At 41.7% G+C, this 16,020-nt stretch carries 12 protein-coding genes; 2 read left to right on the forward strand and 10 right to left on the reverse strand.

What is annotated here, in order from left to right; all coding sequences use genetic code 11:
• Position 1: 1 nt before the first annotated feature.
• The 4 genes from LKJ51_RS00080 to LKJ51_RS00095 form a co-directional block, all read right to left on the reverse strand.
• Complete coding sequence (locus tag LKJ51_RS00080; protein WP_291978424.1) at positions 2-1,402, reverse strand: aminotransferase-like domain-containing protein; 1,401 nt, start codon at positions 1,400-1,402, stop codon at positions 2-4.
• A 360-nt stretch (positions 1,403-1,762) separates the two neighbouring features.
• Positions 1,763-3,097 carry a M20 family metallopeptidase gene (locus LKJ51_RS00085; RefSeq protein ID WP_291978425.1) on the reverse strand — a complete coding sequence of 445 codons (1,335 nt, stop codon included), beginning with the start codon at positions 3,095-3,097 and terminating at the stop codon, positions 1,763-1,765.
• Between the two features lie 12 nt (positions 3,098-3,109).
• Positions 3,110-4,591 carry a YfcC family protein gene (locus LKJ51_RS00090; protein WP_434737661.1) on the reverse strand — a complete coding sequence of 494 codons (1,482 nt, stop codon included), beginning with the start codon at positions 4,589-4,591 and terminating at the stop codon, positions 3,110-3,112.
• 279 nt (positions 4,592-4,870) lie between these two features.
• A complete protein-coding gene (locus LKJ51_RS00095; RefSeq protein WP_291978427.1) occupies positions 4,871-6,445 on the reverse strand; it encodes an amidohydrolase in 1,575 nt (524 codons plus the stop codon).
• Positions 6,446-6,695: 250 nt separating this feature from the next.
• Here LKJ51_RS00095 and LKJ51_RS00100 point away from each other — a divergent pair, with 250 nt between their 5' ends.
• The gene (locus LKJ51_RS00100) at positions 6,696-7,976 is read left to right on the forward strand and encodes a cation:dicarboxylate symporter family transporter (protein WP_291978428.1); all 1,281 of its coding nucleotides are present in this window, start codon (positions 6,696-6,698) and stop codon (positions 7,974-7,976) included.
• A 324-nt stretch (positions 7,977-8,300) separates the two neighbouring features.
• Here the strand turns inward: LKJ51_RS00100 and LKJ51_RS00105 are convergent, their stop codons facing one another.
• Together LKJ51_RS00105 and LKJ51_RS00110 are read right to left on the reverse strand one after the other, a co-directional pair.
• Complete coding sequence (locus LKJ51_RS00105; RefSeq protein ID WP_291978429.1) at positions 8,301-8,792, reverse strand: GNAT family N-acetyltransferase; 492 nt, start codon at positions 8,790-8,792, stop codon at positions 8,301-8,303.
• 22 nt (positions 8,793-8,814) lie between these two features.
• Positions 8,815-9,264, reverse strand: coding sequence for an Lrp/AsnC family transcriptional regulator (locus LKJ51_RS00110; protein WP_291978431.1), 450 nt, complete (start codon positions 9,262-9,264; stop codon positions 8,815-8,817).
• 230 nt (positions 9,265-9,494) lie between these two features.
• On the opposite strand from LKJ51_RS00110, the gene LKJ51_RS00115 reads away from it, so the two are divergent.
• Positions 9,495-9,962: a universal stress protein gene (locus tag LKJ51_RS00115; RefSeq protein WP_291978432.1), complete on the forward strand. Its 468-nt coding sequence runs from the start codon at positions 9,495-9,497 to the stop codon at positions 9,960-9,962.
• Positions 9,963-10,285: 323 nt separating this feature from the next.
• Here LKJ51_RS00115 and LKJ51_RS00120 read toward each other — a convergent pair whose 3' ends face one another.
• The 4 genes from LKJ51_RS00120 to zwf form a co-directional block, all read right to left on the reverse strand.
• Positions 10,286-10,435, reverse strand: coding sequence for a hypothetical protein (locus tag LKJ51_RS00120; protein ID WP_291978434.1), 150 nt, complete (start codon positions 10,433-10,435; stop codon positions 10,286-10,288).
• An 81-nt stretch (positions 10,436-10,516) separates the two neighbouring features.
• Positions 10,517-12,475: a glycoside-pentoside-hexuronide (GPH):cation symporter gene (locus tag LKJ51_RS00125; protein ID WP_291978435.1), complete on the reverse strand. Its 1,959-nt coding sequence runs from the start codon at positions 12,473-12,475 to the stop codon at positions 10,517-10,519.
• Between the two features lie 315 nt (positions 12,476-12,790).
• Positions 12,791-14,227 carry an NADP-dependent phosphogluconate dehydrogenase gene (gndA, locus tag LKJ51_RS00130; protein WP_291978436.1) on the reverse strand — a complete coding sequence of 479 codons (1,437 nt, stop codon included), beginning with the start codon at positions 14,225-14,227 and terminating at the stop codon, positions 12,791-12,793.
• 137 nt (positions 14,228-14,364) lie between these two features.
• Complete coding sequence (gene zwf / locus LKJ51_RS00135; RefSeq protein ID WP_291978437.1) at positions 14,365-15,843, reverse strand: glucose-6-phosphate dehydrogenase; 1,479 nt, start codon at positions 15,841-15,843, stop codon at positions 14,365-14,367.
• Between the last annotated feature and the right edge of the window lie 177 nt (positions 15,844-16,020).

The raw sequence follows: 16,020 nt of genomic DNA on the forward strand, positions 1-16,020 counted from the left end.
TTTATATTAGTTTTTGTGATTTTAAGTACCCTTTTAGCTTCTTTAAGCCATATGCTAGCTCGTTAAGAGAACTAGTAGCGGAAAGTGAAACACGAAGGAAAGCACCTGTTGCTGAAGCATTTATTTTAAAACGATCAGAACTAAAGCAACGAATAGAAATGTCTGCCAAATCGCGCTCAATTTTCTGGCCACTCATTTTCTTCTTGATAGGAAGCCGTCTAAAAAATGCAATATCAGTTAGGCTGGTTTTTGGAGCATTAGTGAAAATGCTGTCAAATAGTTTATTAGCTTCTTTTGCTAGTGACATCTTATGGTCGATTATTTTGTAAATAGTTTGGCTATTGATTGCTTCGGTCGCGATTGCACTATTGAGGGAAGAAACTTTGACTACCGTATTGAAGAAGCCATTCTCAATTTGCTGTTTATAGGCTTGAGGAAAGGCAAGATAACCGATTCGTAATCCTGATGCAAGCACCTTTGACATGCTACAGATGTAGAAGGTTTGGTCGGGAAGAAGCTGCATTAATTTTGGTGGCCTCTCATGATTATTTCGACTTAGAAAGCTTAGGTAATCATCCTCAATAACCTTAAGGTGGTGTCTTTTAGCGACTGTTGCTAGTTCGTTACGGCGGCTAGTGTTCAATGTTATTCCCATTGGGTTGCTATATTCGGGCATTAGGTAGAGGCCAGTTAAATTATTACTTTGACATTTACGTTCAAGATCAGTTGGGTCCATCCCATACTGGTCATTTTTGATTGCAACTAGTTGGATATTGTTAAGTTGAGCAGTTGCGATTAGGTTGCCATATGTAAATTCATCAACCGCTATTTTATCCCCACGCGAAAAAATGATCATGAGGAGAAGGGTTAACGAATTCTCTCCACCAGCGGTTACAAGAACTCTTTGATTTATGTGAAGTTCGACTCCTAGCCACTGAAGATAACTCTTAAAAGCCAATTTATCTACTTCACGACCAGTAGGAGAGTCATACGTTAAGAGCTGGGTGGCTCCTTGCTTAACCGTTTTTTTAATTACTTGATCCAGTAGGTGGTTTGTTTGTTCAAATGAGGCGGCAAAGCCTAAGTCAATGGTGTGACGTTGGCGAGAATTGGCGGTTAGCGGATCGATTCCATTAGGACTAACAAATGTTCCTTTACCGTGAATCCCAAAGGTTAGGCCAAGCTGTGCACTCAGTTTATATGTCCGGGTGATGGTAGTGAAATTAATATCGAGAAAGTCAGCTAATTCTCTTTGCGGTGGAAGTTTAGTCCCTGGAGCAAGCTCTCCGTTATTAATTGCGACTTTTAGTTGTTCTATTAAGCTCTTATAAATTGGCCGTTGTAACTTACCCTTATCGGGGTACCAGGTAAGCTGGTGATGGCTAAAGTCGTTAACTGGCATTCAAATCACTCTCCTATATTGTAATCCATACAATTAATCTCTTGTATGGATGATAAGGCGAAATTAAAATGAAATCAATAATATTCATTAAGCATTGTTGTACAAAAATAGACTGAGAGTAATTTTTTTCTTAACTCTCAGCCTATTTAGTTATGTCAATAATTAGAACGGGTTAACTGCAGCATGGCTAAGATCTGCTCGCCAGGAACTTGCTAGAGTTAGCGTTTCTACTGCAGTATAGCTAAGATCTGCTCGCCGTGACCACAACTTCCGCCTAGCTATCCCGTCCTTGATTGCAAGTCAATCATCGTCCGGGATTTTCTAGTGTTCAGTTGCTAGTTCGTCACGGCTCGCACTCTTCTAATCTACGCACAATCTCCTTATTGCCTGAGCGTAGATTTCCATGGCTTTGAACATGTCTTTGAGAGGCCACTGTTCGTTGGCTTGGTGCATGTAGTCGGGGGTGGTTGGCAACATTCCACCAAAGGCAACACAGTTATGCATTGTTCGAGCAAAGGTGGCACCACCGGAGATTTGTGGTGTGGCGGTGGTATCGCCAGTTTGTTCTTTGTAGACGTCCATCAAGGTTTGAATTAGTTTACTATCCTTTGGAACGTATAACGGTGCAACATAGTCAAAGTGAACGTATTTAAGATCATATGGAGCAACTCGTTGAGCAAGTTTATCCAGTAATTTATCCCGATCAACGGTAACGGGGATCCGGAGATCAATTTGCATCCGGGTTTCCTTTTCGTTAATTTCTAAGCTTGAAATATTAATGGTTAAGTGACCAGATTCGTCCTCGACATCACCGAGCAGGTTAGTACCGGTGGCATCTTCCTTGAAGAGCTTACCGATGAAATCAAGTGGCTTAAAGTCAAAGACATCGTCTAGTGCGATTGCTAAACGAAGGACTGCATTGGATCCTTGTGGTGCAAGCATCGCATGAACAGACTTCCCTAAGACGGTAATTAAGTGTTCATCGCTAGTGTATTTAAAACCATGCTTATCAAGGGATGCTTTGACCTCGTCTTGTTTTGGCCCGTCATAAACAGCCTTATCAGGAACGGCATTGAAAGCGTTCTTGAGACTCAATTTAAATTGATCGGTTCCTGGTCCAACAAGGTAGGATTGTTGAAGTCCTTTTTCGGCGTAAATAAGTGGAAATTCTGCATCAGGGGAAATTCCGCTATCAATTTGGCTTTCTTTCTTGTTATACTGGGCAATTCCTCGCCAAAGAATTTCTTCATCGGTTCCGTAGATGAAGCGAATTCGTTGGTTAAACTTGTAACCACGATCCATTAAGGCTTTAACAGCAAATAATGCGGCAATTCCGGGACCCTTATCATCTTGAGAGCCTCGACCATAGACGGCATTGTTAACTACCGTGCCTTTGAAAGGATCATGTTCCCATGTTTTTGGATCACCAGCAGGGACAGTATCAAGGTGGCAGATTACGCCAAAGACCTTGTCACCTTCCCCAACCTCAGCATAGCCGTAATAGCCATCAGGATCTTCGTAAGTCTTAAAGCCAAGGCGTTTACAAATTTCCATCATTTTATCAAGGGCATTTCGGATCCCACGACCAAATGGGGCACCGTCTTCTGCATCTTGATTATAAGAAGGGACGGAAATTAATTCTTCAAGAGCATTAACAGCTTCTTGTTGTTCTTTTTCGGTAACTAATTGTGACATTATTTATTCCTCCTAAAGTACAGCAGCAACGCCTAGGAATACACAAGTAACGATGAAGAGGTAGATCATTAGTTTCAGCATCCACTTCCACCAAATACTGATATTAACGTGAGCGATTGCTAAGGCTCCCATAACAATTCCAGAAGTTGGTGTAATCAGGTTAACCCAACCAGAAGCAGCTTGGTAGGCAGTGATTACTAGACTACCGGAGACGTGGGCAAAGTGACCCAATGGACCGATGATTCCCATTGTTGCAGCAGCAAGTCCTGAAGTTGATGGAATTAAGAATGACATTGGAATGTAGAAAATGTAAGTCAAGATGATGAAGATACTTTGTGAAAGACCGTGTAGGCCAGTTTCACCCCAATGGAGAACAGTCCCGGTGATCATTCCGTTATTCATGACTACCTGAATCCCCCGGGCGACGGCAACAATAATTGCAACGCTAAGGAATTCAGCCATTCCCTTCATAAAGGCGTCCATGAATTCACTTTCCTTCATGTGGTAAACCCACATAATTAGAACGGACATGAAAAGGAAGAGCATGGTGATTTCGTTGAAGTACCAGGTTCCTAGTGGTGCCATGTCCTGTCCTAGTAAGTTTCCTAAGAATGGAATACCAGTAAGCCACTTGGTGAAGGTATCAAAGAAAGTCCAATGACTGTTTAGGTTAGTCCATGGGATCAAGCCGAGGATCATAATTAAGAAGGTCAAACCAAAGAGCCAAATAACAGCCTTTTGCCGCTTTGTCATCTTGAAGTCATCTTCCCCGGAACGAACCTTAATTGCAAAGCGCTTTTCGTCCTCTGCACGTTGACCGTAAACTAACGACTTTTCAGGATGCTTTTCAATTACGGAAGCATAGTGATAAACATAAATAATACTAATTGCGATAGTAATGACCAGAAGAATAACCCGGGATACCAGACCATCACCTGGTGAAATATGTAATGTCTGTGAAGCAACCCCGGTGGCGAACGGGTTAACGGTTGATGCTAGACACCCAACCTGAGTCCCAACTAGGGCAATTGCAACGGCAACAAGTGAATCAAAGCCAACTCCCATCATTACGGGAATTAGGAGTGGGTAGAAAGCAATTGTTTCTTCTCCCATTCCGTAAGTTGAACCACCGATGGCAAAAAGGATCATCAAAATCGGAATTAGTTGTTTTTCGCGCCCCTTATAACGGTGAACGATTGAACTAATTCCTTCATTCAAGGCATCCGTTTTATTTACGACCCCTAAGAATCCTCCGATAACCAGGATGAATAGTGAAACTGAAATAGCTCCTTCAGTTTTCTTGTCACCGACCATCCCGATAACCGGAGCCATAAAGACATCCCAGATCCCTTGCGGCTTACTTTTCACAGCCCGATAAGTACCAGAAATAATATTTCCAGCCTTATCAGTTGCGTATGTCCCAGCCGGAATAATCCAGGTTAGTGCAGCAATGATAACGATAATAATGAATAGAATAGTAAACGCTGACGGCATATGAAACCGATGCTTTTTCTTTACTTCTTGCAAATTTCTCACTCCAATCCCCAAAATTATTTGCAAACGTATTCACAATACTATTGTAAACTTCTTTGAAAGCGGCATCAATTGAAAATTAGAGTGCCTTCGCCCCAAAGAGTTTCCGGAAAGCTAGCAATTTCTCCTGACGAAGGCGACTCGCGCCTAGGAAGGAGGCTGCTAGCTCTAGGAAACTCGGGCGAAGCGCAGTAAAAACAAAAAGAGACCGAGTTAACCCCGATCCCTAATCATTCTTACCTAATTTTCAAAAACCTTTTTCCCTGCCATCCAGGTTTCCTTAACCCGAACCGTTTGCAACTCGTCGTGAGGCACGGTAAAGATGTCCTTATTGAGAATTACAAAGTCAGCTGCTTTTCCGGCTTCCAGAGTTCCGTTATCATCGAAGCCACCAATTTTTGCGCCGTCTCGAGTATAACCAAGAACTGCTTGAGGAACCGTAATGGCCTCTTCAGGGTTCACGATATCATCGTTAGCGGCCTTCCTAGTTACCGCAGCATAGATACTGTAGAATGGACTATCTGGCTCAGCCCACGGCGTACAAGGAGCATCAGAGCTTAAACCAAGCATTGCCTTGGAGTGAAGCATTGTTTTAACCCGGTATGCTAACTTAAACTGTTTAGCATTGAGGTAGTGACGGTATGATTCATCTTCAGCAAAGAAGAAGATTGGCTGGGTTACTAGGGCATATTTCATCTTGCTGTGGGCAATCTCAGCAAACATGTCATCAGTCATTAGTGAAGCGTGCTCGATCCGGACTGAAGGCATTTCATCAAGCCATGGTTTCAAATCCTTGGTAACGTCGATAACGGTCTGAATTGCTTGATCTCCCATCGCGTGAACGGCTAACTGGAGTTTGTTCTCACGCGCCATGTTAACGGCACGGGTTAGTTTTTCTTTCGATGTCAGGCTAACCCCCATCTTGCCAGAAGGGTATGGTTCGGAAGTAAAGGCTGTTTCACCAGAAATACTCCCGTCCATGAAAACTTTAATCCCAGCAACCCGTAATTTTGCGTTACCGCTTGGTTGAAGTCCCTTTTCAGGATCGATTTCGTCAAAGACATAGTAGATTGATGCTTTCGGTGCAAAACCGCCTTTGACGGCATCTTGATAAAGCTTGAGGGTAGTATAAGGCTTCATCCGCCCCATCATTTCGCCAATTGCAACTAGTCCGTTAGCGAGGTAGTGCTTAGAACTATTAATCATGTTTTGAACATCGCCCTCATAGCTTTGAGCGGACTTGGCACGGATCAAGAGTTGAGATGCAGCAACTTCACGCATGAAACCTGTTGGCCGACCATCATCAAAGCGTTCGATCTTACCGCCAACTGGATCTGGAGTGTTTTCATCAATTCCAGCAAGCTCAAGTGCCTTAGAGTTACCTACTGAAGAGTGGCAGTCGGAACGGTAAATAAAGATTGGCTGAGTGGTTGAAACGGCATCAAGGTCATCCCGGTTAGGGCTACGGTGTTCAGCTAACTTTGTTTCGTCAAATCCCCAGCCTTCAATCCATGTATTCTCTCCCTTACCATAAGCGGGAGATTTCCGAAGTGCTTCCTGCATCTCTTTGATACTGTTAACATTTGGTGGAGTACATGCAACACCATGGAGTGCGTCAGCAATGTACTTTGGGTGAGTGTGACAGTCGATTAATCCCGGAAGGACGGTTTGACCATTGAGATCAATCGTTTCTCCCTCTGGAGTAGGATCGTTGCCAATCCACCTAACATGACCATCTTCAATAATCATGCTGTTTGCAAAATGATCTTCCGTATCGCCAACGAAGATTTTGCCATTAATGTAAGTTTGCTTCATTTTAGCTATACCTCTCTAGTCCTTATGATTTAATTATTAAGTTTCTTCTTTGAAATCAAACTATATTACTATCTTACTTCTATTTACTTGAAAATAAAATCGCTTTCATTGAGAAAGATAGGTGAATAAACAATTATGAACGTAAAATAACTGTTCGTCTTTTGTTAAGCAAAATTTAAATTTTACTAAGAAAATCCCTTGAAAATATGCTAAAGTAGAACAAGACATTTTTTAAGGAGTCTGATTTAAGGTGAAAAAATACCGAATTTCACGCCTAAGCATGGGCTGGCAAATTATGATCGGACTAGTATTAGGGATTATCTGTGGGATGATCTTTTACCACAATACTGGTGCGATCAAGGTCATGCAGAGCTTGGGAACAATTTTCATTCGTTTGATCCAAATGATTGTAATGCCAATCGTTGTTTCTTGTTTAACGGTCGGGATTGCGAACATTGGTGATATTAAAAAGTTAGGACGGATTGGTGGAAAGACATTAATCTACTTTGAAGTTTTGACAACAATTGCTATTATTCTTGGACTAGTGATCGGAAATATTACGCACCCGGGAACGTTTATTGATATTCATGAGCTTCATGCAACTGATATTTCAAAGTACATGGCAAGCGCAAAGACTGCCTCACATGACAGTGGCTTCTGGGATCTAATCCTTTCAATTATTCCGACAAACATTTTTAAGTCAATGTCTGATGGGGATATGATGCCAGTAATCCTCTTCTCAGTCCTCTTTGGTTTGGGGATTGCATCGGTTGGCGAGAAAGCCAAGATTTTAATTGACGTATTGAACGCAGTTGCGGAAGTAATGTTTAAGGTTACTAACTGGGTAATGAAGTTTGCGCCAATTGGGGTCTTTGGCTTAATCGGGATGACAATCGCCGAAATGGGGATCAGTGCCCTGTTACCGTTAGGGCTATTTATCGTAATTGCCTATGCAACGATGATCATTTTTATCGTCATCATTTTAGGGATTACGGCCCACCTTTTCCACTTGCGTTACTGGAAGATGATGCACGTAATTCTGGATGAAATTATCTTGGCCTTTACCACGGCAAGTTCTGAAGTTACCTTGCCACGGTTGATGGAGAAGACGCAAAAGATGGGTGTTAGCAAGGGAATCGTTTCCTTTGTTATTCCGACCGGGTACACCTTCAACCTTGATGGTTCAGCAATCTACCAGTCACTAGCAGCGCTTTTCCTTGCTCAGGCATACGGAATTCACTTAACCTTTGCCCACCAGTTTACCTTATTGGTTGTTCTGATGATTACCAGTAAGGGGATGGCCGGGGTGCCAGGAGCCTCATTCGTTGTTCTTCTAGCGAGTGTTTCAACGATTGGGGTACCGATCGCCGGACTTACCTTCATCGCCGGAATTGACCGGTTTGTTGATATGGGACGAACTGCCGTAAACGTTGTCGGTAATTCCATCGCCACACTAGTTATCGGTGAATCCGAAAAAGAATTTAACCGCGAACAGTACAACCACTATTTGGATACGTATGGAAAAAACTAGAGTGTGAGCCGTGACGGACTAGCAACTGAGCACTAGAAAATCCTGGACGATGATTGGCTTGCAATCAAGGACGGGATAGCTAGGCGGAAGTTGCGGTCACGGCGAGCAGTTCTTGACTATGTTGCAGTAAAAATATCAACTCTAGCAAGCTCCTGGCGAACAGATCTCGGCCATGTTGCCTGATTCGTTAGGTCGAGGAAAGTCGCGGCGAACAGCTCTCAACCATATTGCAGTAGAAACAAGCCAATTTTCAGTTATTATTTAAAGAAGCCTAAGGTTAGTTCAAAATGATTATTTTCATTTTGGACAAATCTTAGGCTTCTTTTAGAAGTGTTTAGCAAAGATATTCAATGTTTTTAATTTTCCATCAATGAATGAAATCTGTGGTAAACAGCCGCATTGTTGATAGCCAGATCTTTCAAAAATTTTCTGACTTGGAAGGTTATTTTCATAAACGTAGGCGATTACCGTTTTGATGTTAAGGTGATCGTTAATTTGCTGGTTGATGAAATTCAAGATTTGTTGACCGTAACCGTGTCCCCGGGTATCTGGGGTTAAGTAAACCGAAATTTCAGCAGAGAAACGGTAAGCACGGTGGGGATAGAATTGACCAAGGGCGCACCAGCCAATGATTGTATTGCTCTTCTCAACAACCCAAATGGGAAAGTCATCGTTGAAATGATTAAACCAGTCTCGACGGCTTTCCACGGTAATTGGAATTTCATCATCGGTGATCTCGTGACTTGGCACTGCAGTGTTATAGATCTTAATGATTTCTGCAAGATCGTTTGTTTTGGCTCGACGATAACTAAGCATGATCTAACAAACTCCTGACTACTTATTCTTTTGGTTCGTTTAGTTGAACCCCCCGGTGATCAACGCTGGTGCTAAAGACAATTTGTGTGCTTGTTTTTCCAAATCGTTGCTGAATGTCGTTAATGAAATCATCAAGATCAGTTGTTGACGGGAAAACGACTTCCATAACTTCAGAAAAATCACCGGTAACACAGTTGCACTCAATGACGTTTGGAATTTGCTGAATGTATGGATAGAATTCTTTCTTCTGTCGTGGTTCAAGTTGAACTTGAATAAACGCTTTAACATGGAAGTTAATTTTTTCTAGATTAATGGTTGCTTGATATCCTTCGATGATACCAGAACGCTCAAGTTTGCTAATTCGGGCTGCAATTGCAGGGGAGGAAATAAAACATTCTTTAGAGAGATCCTTTAAGGACGCTCGGGCGTTTTTTTGTAAAATATTGACAATTTTGCGATCGATTTTATCCACGATAATTACCTCGTTTCGGTAGATGCAAATTAGAATTTATTAAATATCCCTAATTAAATCTTAATATTATTTAACGTTGATTGTAATTGATTGCCTGGTTCAAGTCAAATGGTTAATAATTCAGTGAATCTGAATAAAAGTGATAAATAATAAATGCAAGGTTACAAGCGAAGAATATTTAATGGTACAATAGAGACAATAATTGAAGAGGTTGAATGGAGGGTTCTATTATGGATCAAGAATATGAAAACATCCTCGTTCCAATGGATGGCTCAAAGGAATCTGAATTAGCATTAGGACGTGCGGTTGCCGTTGCAAAGCGTAACGGTAAGGCACACATTGATATACTAAATGTTATCGATACTCGTGCTATGGCTTATAACTTTGCTGGAATGTCTGATGGTAGCATTGCTTACCAATTAGTTGATAAGTCCAAGCAATACCTTGATGATGTTTTGAAGCGGGTTAAGGAACAAGAAAAGTTTGATAACATTGATATCCACATTCGGCTTGGAAACCCAAAGACAATCATTGCCTTTGACTTTGTTCGTGACCACCACAATGACATGATCATGATGGGTGCCAGTGGTTTATCTCGGATGCAACGGGCAATCATGGGTTCTGTTACTTCCTACGTTAAGCGTAACGCTCCCGTCGATGTCCTCGTCGTTCGTACGGCGGTGGATCAGGTAAAATAGAGTGTGAACCAGCAAAGGACTTGCGGTTGGCTAACGATTTCTTCTGGTGAAGATGTGACATGTCACGTCTAGCCGGAAGGGCGTTAGCTTTAGCAAGTCCCTGGCAAGCACGTTTCTACTATGTTGCCTAGAACAATTTCTCCCGACTGGATGCTTGAAAGCATCTGGGAGGGAGTTTGTTGTCTATAGGGGCTTCCCTGCGAACACGTTTTAACTATGCTGCATTAGGATCGTTGCCAGGAGCAACACACATAAAACAAAGAGTACGAAGTCAACCCCGTAATTCAATGAATTACAATTTTGACTTCGTACTCTTTTTATATTTAGGACTTAATTAAACAGACGACTGCGTCTAGGAACATTCCAATTGCCATCAGGTCCATTGCGAGCATCATCTTATTCATAAACGTTAAAATGAGGACAATTGCCCATAGAATAACGAAAAACCACGCGGTAACTTTACTTTTAGCCATCTTCACACCTCCATTGTTGATTATAAAACAAAAAAGGCAGCTGAGAAAAATCTCAGTTGCTTTTTCTTTAAAGGATAAGAACTACTTTTCTTGGTCCTTCTTAGTAACTTCCATAACGTTATCAGTTGTTGTAACTTCTTGGTTAGCATTGATTAATTGCTTGAAGTCGAACTCTTCACTGTTAGTAACGGTAACAATAACGGTATCGTCAAGACCAGCCTTCTTAATGGTTGGGTCCCAGAATTCCATTAATTCGTCACCCTTATTAACGTGTTGTCCCTTACTAAAGTAGGTAACGAATCCAGTACCATGTAATTTAACGGTATCAATACCAACGTGGATTAATAGGGCAATTCCACTGTCAGAAACTAATCCAACCGCATGACGGGTTGAGAAAGTTGCACGAACAGTACCACTGAATGGTGCGTAAACTTTACCGTCAGATGGCTTAATTGCGAATCCTTGTCCCATGCTGCCGTTTGCAAATGCAGGGTCACTGACATTCTTCAAGTCAACAACGGTTCCGGCAACAGGTGCAGGAATTTCAGTTACACCAGGAACTGGTTGAGGAGCAGGTTCGGAAGCGGCATTATCGTTGTCGCTATCGTCCTTGTTAAATTGCTTACCCCAGGTCTTTTCAAGTTCAGCCACAATCTTAGCGTGGGAGCCTTCATCCAACTTAACTTTAATAGCGAAGATAATAATACCAACGAGAATTAAAGCAATTGGAATTAAGAACATGTAAATCTTGAAGACATTAACACCGTGAGCAGTAACAGTAGCAGCAGTAGCACCACCGGTCATACCAGCAGCAACAGTAGCCATACCAACAACACCGTTAGCTACGGCACCACCGAACTTATCAAGTAATGGACGAACAGATAATGTCAGTGATTCATCACGGTGTCCTAACTTCAATTGACCATATTCAACAGAGTCGGTAATGGTCATCAAAACAACCAAGAAGATAATTGGTTGTGGAATGAAGAATAATTCGGCACCGATCAAAACAAGAACTAATGATTTGCCAGCAAAGGCAAAGATAATTGCACCAAGAACTTCGATTGAAGCAGCTCCGTAGAAGAGCTTGTGACGACCAATCTTCCCGGAGAATAGTGGGAAGAGGAAGACAGAGATAACACCAACAACGGTGTTCAAACCACCAAGGATTGAGAAGGCCTTGGAGTTACCCAGAATGTAAGTAAAGTAGTAAAGTTCAAAACTGTTCAATAGTGTTTGACCAGTAGTAAAGAACAGGTAGGACATGGCAATGGCAAGAAGTTGATCATTCTTAACCAGAATCTTCAAGATGTCCTTGAACTTAGTTTGTTCCTTGTTTTCACGAAGCAATGATTGTTGTTCGTGAGTAAACATCCCAACACCAATTGCGGTGATTGCTGAGATAGCAGCAACAATTACGGCGAAGATGAACCAACCACGGTCATCCCCAGTACCACCATTTTGCTTTACTGAGAAGAACAGAACCATTGGCATAATAACAAATCCGATGATCTGACCACCAATAGTTGAACCAACCCGGGCAAAGGTAGCAATTTTATCACGTTCGTGTGAGTCGAAGGACATCGCAGGAACCATGGACCAGAAACCAACATCATTGAAGGAATAGAAGACATCCATAATGATGTAAATAATAGCAAACAGAATTAAGTAAAGAATTGGGTTACTTAAGTTCAAACCACCTAGTGGCGTGAAGAGGGCGGCAAGCAAAACGGCTGAAATAACACCACCGCCAACAACCCAAGGCTTAAATTTACCCCAACGAGTGTGGGTCCGGTCAATCGCGTTCCCGATCATTGGATCGATAATTAATTCACCAATCCGTAAAACAAGAATGATAACGGTGACATACCCAACCATCCGGTTATCGAAGGCCTTATCACTAGAATCAAACAAGTGACCAGTAACGTACATCATAAAGTAAGTAGATAATAATGCAAAGAAAGCATCATGCCCAAATGCACCTAGCGAATATGCAAGGCGCGAACGGACAATATGTTGTTCTCCATTAGGTTTATCCATATTAACTCCTCTTTTCTACAACAACTTAAATAACTTACAGCAATTATGTTAAGCGCTTTCAAAAAAGATGTCAATAACCTTTTAGTAAATTTTTACGAAAAAAGTTACTAAATAATTTGCTTATTAGATAAAAATGTTTAATTGGTATAGGGCTAATGGGCAGAATGGTGGAAGTAATAGTACAACGATAATAATAAAATGATCAGGTAGTCGGGAATGTTAGTAAATCTTTATTTAAGCACGAAAAAAAGAACTTATGATGATTTTTTCATAAGTCCTTAATTAACGTAAAAGTTTATTGATTATTCAGTTGATTTATTGTTCTTCGTACCAACTGTAATGGAAGTTACCTGGACGGTCAGTCCGTTCATAAGTGTGGGCACCGAAGTAGTCACGTTGAGCTTGGAGTAAGTTAGCAGGAAGGACTTCTGCACGGAATGAGTCGTAGTAACTAATAGCAGCGCTAAGTGATGGAACTGGAACACCAGCCTTAACAGCAAGGGTAACAACGTCCCGAATAGCCTTTTGGTACTTCTTGGCGATGTCCTTGAAGTAATCGTCGAACAAGAGGTTCTTTAAGTCTGGGTTCTTAGTGAAGGCATCAGTGATGTTTTGTAAGAATTGAGCACGAATAATGCATCCTGCACGCCAGATTTGAGCTAGTTCACCATATTGAAGGTTCCAGTTGTACCGGTCGGAGTCGATCCGCATTTGTTCAAATCCTTGAGCATAACTCATAACCTTACCGAAGTAGAGGGCTTGACGAATCTTTTCAATCATTTCTTCCTTGTTGTCGATTGAAACAGCTTCAACGTCTTCAGGTAATTCCTTACTTGCTTCAACCCGTTCTTTCTTCATCATTGAAATGTAACGAGCGTAAACAGCTTCGGTAATAACAGATTGTGGTGCACCACCGTCAAGGGCAGTTTCAGAACTCCACTTACCAGTACCCTTGTTAGCACCACGGTCGAGGATCATGTCAACGATTGGGGCATTCTTGTCATCACCAAGATCATCCTTACGAGTGAGAATGTCAGCAGTGATATCAACAAGGTAGCTGCTTAATTCACCCTTGTTCCATTCGGCGAAGGTCTTTGCAATATCATCAACAGGCATCTTGAGAACGTTACGCATGATGTTATAACTTTCGTCGATTAATTCTTCATCACCGTATTCGATACCGTTGTGAACCATCTTAACGTAGTGACCAGCACCGTTTGGTCCGATGTAGGAAACACATGGCTTACCGTCTTCTTCTGCCTTAGCAGCGATTTGAGTAAGGATTGGAGCAACCAAGTCATAGGCTTCCTTTTGGCCACCAGGCATTAATGATGGACCGTGAAGGGCACCTAATTCACCACCAGAAACACCCATTCCGATAAAGTTAATACCAGACTTGTCCAACTTAGCGTTACGGGCCATCGTATCGTGGAAGTTGGTGTTACCACCATCAATTAGGACATCACCCTTATCAAGTAGTGGTAATAATTCGTCGATAACGGCATCAGTAGGTTTACCAGCTTTAACCATCATGAGAATTCGACGTGGCTTCTCTAGTGAGTCAACAAAGTCTGAAATCGTGTAACTTGGCACTAACTTTTTGTCGCTGTGATCGCGCATCATTTCATCAGTACGGCTACGGTGACGATTATAAACACCAACCGTAAATCCACGACTTTCAATGTTTAAGGCAAGGTTCTTACCCATAACAGCTAAACCAACAACACCAATTTGTGCTTTTTGATCTGACATATTCTTACGCTCCTTAGCTAATCTTGTGTTTAATTTCACAATAATTATTATACAGCAAATACTAGTAAAAATACAAATAAAAAAGCCATGAAGTAATTAATTTTTGCTTCGTGGCTTTCTTAGTAAATGATATTCAATTATTTGTTAAGATCGTAAACCCACTTACGACCATCACGAGCTAACAATTCACTAGCTGCGGCAGGACCCATTGATCCAGGAGTGTAGTTAGGGAATTGAGGCTTTTCGATGTCCCAAAGGTTCCGAATAACGTCAACGAACTTCCATGCGTATGCAATTTCAGCCCATGAAGCAAAGTTAGTGTGGTTTCCTTCAAGAGCATCGTGGAAGAGACGTTCATATGGTTCTGGTGATTCTTTCTTAGCAGAATCGCTTTGAAGGAACTTCAAGTCAACTGGTTCGGTTGTGTAACCTTGACCAACGTGCTTAGCGTTCAATTGAAGAGCAAAGCCAGACTTAGGTTCAACAAAGATAGTCAGAACGTTTGAATGAAGTGCTTGTTCGTTACCGGAGTTAGGGTTAGCAAAGATGTCAATTAATGGCTTCTTGAAGACCACGTCAATCCGCGTGAACTTATCAGCAAGCTTCTTACCTGTCCGAACGTAGAACGGAACACCTGACCAACGGTAGTTATCAAACATCAACTTAGCAGCAACGAATGTTTCAGTACCTGATTCTGGATCAACACCATCTTCATTACGGTAAGCAGGTTGACTGCCTTCAGCACCGTATTGACCACGAACAAAGTTAGCAGCTGCTTGTGATGGGGTGTAAACACGTAAACTACGTAATGCCTTAATCTTTTCAACACGAACATCGTCGTCAGTAAAGGCAACTGGTTCTTCCATTGCCAATTGAGCAACAACTTGCATAATGTGGTTTTGAAGCATATCACGTAAGGCACCAGAATGGTCGTAGTAACCGGCACGTTCTTCAACACCAAGCTTTTCACTAAGGGTTACTTGGATGTTGTCAATGTAACGGTTGTTCCAAAGGGCCTCGATAACAGGGTTACCAAAACGCAATGCTTGGATGTTTTGAACCATTTCCTTACCGAGGTAGTGGTCGATCCGGAAAATCTGGTTTTCTTCGAATGTTTGTGATAATTCGTCATTCAACTTCTTAGCTGAATCGAAGTCACGACCGAATGGCTTTTCAATAACAAGACGGTTGTAGCCATCATCTGTTAACAAACCTTGCTTCTTAATGTTGATGGCAATAGTACCGAAGAATTGTGGAGCCATTGACATGTAGAATAAACGGTTCCCTTCAGTACCGAATTGCTTGTCAAGTTCAGCCAAGCGATCCCTTAACTTAGCGTAGTGTTCTGGCTTAGTAACATCGTGAGCACAGTAGAAGAAGTGCTTAGAAAATTCTTCTGCTTCGCCATCCTTTGCAGGAATATCCTTAATTGAGTCTAATACCATTTCTTGGAATTCTTCATCACTCATTTCGTGACGGGAAGTACCAAGTAATGCAAAGTGGTCAGCTAAGTAGCCCTTTTGGTAGAGCTTGAAAAGGGAAGTGTAGAGCTTCCGCTTAGCTAGGTCACCAGTTGCACCAAACAATGTAATTAATGCCTTATTTTCTGTAGCCAAAATGTTCACTCCTTCTGAATATTCAGAAAATCTTCTAACGGTATAATTATATACTTTCGCGGGCAATTATGCATTAGAAATGGTAAACGTTTTCTTCACGTGATGCTTAGTGACATAATGGATCAACTGATTGACGTATTCATGTAGAGAGAACCAGCACTCTAAAAAAATAATTGG

This window comes from Limosilactobacillus sp. (genome assembly GCF_022651205.1).
Lineage (GTDB): Bacteria > Bacillota > Bacilli > Lactobacillales > Lactobacillaceae > Limosilactobacillus.

Coding starts and splice junctions, on each gene's coding strand:
- LKJ51_RS00105 (WP_291978429.1), bottom strand. CDS start 8,792: ATGCTTAGTTATCGTCGAGCCAAAACAAACGATCTTGCAGAAATCATT.
- LKJ51_RS00125 (WP_291978435.1), bottom strand. CDS start 12,475: ATGGATAAACCTAATGGAGAACAACATATTGTCCGTTCGCGCCTTGCA.
- LKJ51_RS00095 (WP_291978427.1), bottom strand. CDS start 6,445: ATGAAGCAAACTTACATTAATGGCAAAATCTTCGTTGGCGATACGGAA.
- LKJ51_RS00115 (WP_291978432.1), top strand. CDS start 9,495: ATGGATCAAGAATATGAAAACATCCTCGTTCCAATGGATGGCTCAAAG.
- gndA (WP_291978436.1), bottom strand. CDS start 14,227: ATGTCAGATCAAAAAGCACAAATTGGTGTTGTTGGTTTAGCTGTTATG.
- LKJ51_RS00120 (WP_291978434.1), bottom strand. CDS start 10,435: ATGGCTAAAAGTAAAGTTACCGCGTGGTTTTTCGTTATTCTATGGGCA.
- LKJ51_RS00090 (WP_434737661.1), bottom strand. CDS start 4,591: ATGCCGTCAGCGTTTACTATTCTATTCATTATTATCGTTATCATTGCT.
- LKJ51_RS00085 (WP_291978425.1), bottom strand. CDS start 3,097: ATGTCACAATTAGTTACCGAAAAAGAACAACAAGAAGCTGTTAATGCT.
- LKJ51_RS00080 (WP_291978424.1), bottom strand. CDS start 1,402: ATGCCAGTTAACGACTTTAGCCATCACCAGCTTACCTGGTACCCCGAT.